General features: G+C 67.1%; 1 protein-coding gene and 1 pseudogene. Both read right to left on the reverse strand.

Annotation, left to right across the window (positions count from 1 at the left end):
• Positions 1 to 1,244, reverse strand: a pseudogene (locus JHD07_RS37820) (hypothetical protein); the annotation flags it as partial.
• A gap of 300 nt (positions 1,245 to 1,544) precedes the next feature.
• Positions 1,545 to 2,488, reverse strand: a 944-nt coding sequence (locus tag JHD07_RS37825) for an acetate/propionate family kinase (RefSeq protein ID WP_291631487.1), incomplete at its 5' end; no start/stop codon positions are given.

The raw sequence follows: 2,488 nt of genomic DNA on the forward strand, positions 1-2,488 counted from the left end.
GTTCTCACCGAACGGCCCGCCAACAATGCCTCGGTCGAGGCACGCAGCGACGCCGTCAGAAAATCGATTGCAGCGTTGCGGCCGAGCGCCTGGTCGAGCCGCTCGCCGAAGCCGATCCGCGTGGGTGCGGCGTTCCGCACCGCAGAGCCCAGCAGGTCGTTGCCGCCGAGCTCGAGGAAGCCGCGATGGCCGATCCGGTGACGCGCCGCCCATTCCAGGATGCGGGCTGCGTCCTCTTTGGCGACCCAGGTCCTGAGCAGCTTTCGCGCCTTGTTCCAGTCGATGAGAAAGACCAGCGCGGCACCGAGCGCGGCGAGGAACTCGTTGCGATCGGCGGCGTGGTCGGCCTGATACTGTCCGGTTACGAGATAGAAGGAATTGTCCTCCCCGAGGCCGGCTGCGGTGTGACGATCGAGGCCGCTCCAGGTCGCCTCGAATTCGTCGAACAGCGAGATGAAGAACTTCGCCCGCGCCAGATGCACATCGGTGTAGGTGACGGTGACCGCATTCTTCTTCACCGCGATCACGACCACATGGGCGTCGGTTGTGCCGATGTCGTTCTGGATCAGCAGCCGGCCGCCGGCCCGCGTGGCCATCGTGTCGAGACCGGGGTGATTGAACTTCAGTCCCCGCGTCGCGTTCAGGCCCTTCATGAAGGCCGCGACGGCCGGCCGGTCCTCGCTGAGCAGGCCGAAGACATGGGCGCCGTCGAGCGCTTCCTCCGAGCAGGTCGTTGCAAGCCTGTTGAGCTGCTTGTGCAGATCCATGACGAGGCGATGCAGGCTGTCGCCGCCGGCGTCGGCGACCCCGGTCAGGCGCGCGATGCGGGAGAGCTCGATCTCGCCGGTGGCATCGAGCAGGCCGGCTGCGCGGATCGCCTCGAGCCGCGCCTGCGCCCGCTCGCCGTCGTTCGCCGCACCGGCGCCGACGGCGCGGATCATGGCCGCCGCATCGTCCGCGATCTCCTGCAACAGCTTCGCGAGATCGGGAGCCGCGAGGCGGCTCTGTCCGAGCAGATGCGCGCCGCCGATCAGCGCGGCGATCCCCGCGGGGGCGATGCCTGCGGTCTGGCTTTCGACGCCGAGGTCATTGGCAGGCCGGCCAGGCTCCCGCGCATGCTGGGCCGCCGCCTGTAGTGCACTCATCCGCACCTTGATGCGATCGTTGGCGGCGAGCCCTTCCGCCACCAGCGCGGGCAGCAGGATGCCGCCTTGTCCGAGCTCTTCGATGATGTGGGTCTTCATGATCCGTCCGCAACCAGAAGTGATGCGCTTTCTTTGCCGCGAAGACGCAACGACAGCATTGCGGCAGATCATTCATAAAAATGTCACGTGATGTGGCGTTCGCGAACCAGCAGGCGATCGCGCAGGCTTGTAGCATCAGCGATGCGCACGCCTCGCCCTTCGAGACGACCGCTGCGCGGTCTCCTCAGGATGAGGCTAAACAGTGTGCGTGCTCGTTGGAGTGCCCCCACCGACCTCGGTCCTCATCCTGAGGGGCCCGCCAACGGCGGGCGTCTCGAAGATGGCCACAGGCGAAACTCTCTATATGCAATTGCCCTGGCGGATCAGAGCAGTGCAATGACGCGCGATCATCATCTCTTCGTTGGTCGGGATGACGAAGACCTCGACGGCGCTGCTGCTGCCATTGATGCGCTCGCGCGCGGCATCATTGGCCGTGGCATCGATGCGCAAGCCCACCCATGCGAGACGCTCGCCGATAGCGCCGCGGATCTCCTTGGCATGCTCGCCGATGCCGCCGGTGAAGACCAGGCAGTCCAGACCGCCGAGCGTGGTCGCCATCATTGCGACAGCCTGCGCCGCACGGAAGGTGAAGAGATCGACTGCCTCTCGCGCCGCAGCCTCGCTGCTCGCAAGCAGCGTCCGCATGTCCGCCGACGTGCCGGAGACGCCGAGCAGGCCGGACTCGTGATAGAGCAGGTGCTGAACCTCGTCGGCCGACATGTCCTCGTGCTGTTGCAGGTAGAGCAGCACGCCCGGATCGATCGTGCCGCAACGTGTCCCCATCACGAGCCCGTCGAGCGGCGTCAGTCCCATCGTGGTGTCGATGCTGCGGCCATCGCGCAACGCGCACAGGCTCGCCCCGTTGCCGAGATGCGCGATGACGGTTCGCCCGGCCGCGAGCTCCGGCGCGATCTCGGCGAGGCGTCCTGCGACATATTCGAACGAGAGGCCGTGAAAGCCGTAGCGCCGGACGCCACGCTGCTCGAATCGCCCGGGAATGGCGAAGCGGCGCGCAGGCGGCGCGAGGCCGTGGTGGAAGGCGGTGTCGAAGCACGCGATCTGCGCCAGCTCGGGCCGGATCGCCGCAAACGTGCGAACCGGCGCAAGGCAGCGCGGCTGGTGCAGCGGCGCCAATGGCGTCAATGCCTCCAGCTTCGCCGTGATGTCGTCCGTCAGCGCGACCGGGCCGGAATAATCCGGCCCGCCGTGAACGATGCGGTGCCCGACGGCGCGCAGGCTACGTT

The organism is Bradyrhizobium sp. (assembly GCF_016462955.1).
GTDB lineage: Bacteria > Pseudomonadota > Alphaproteobacteria > Rhizobiales > Xanthobacteraceae > Bradyrhizobium.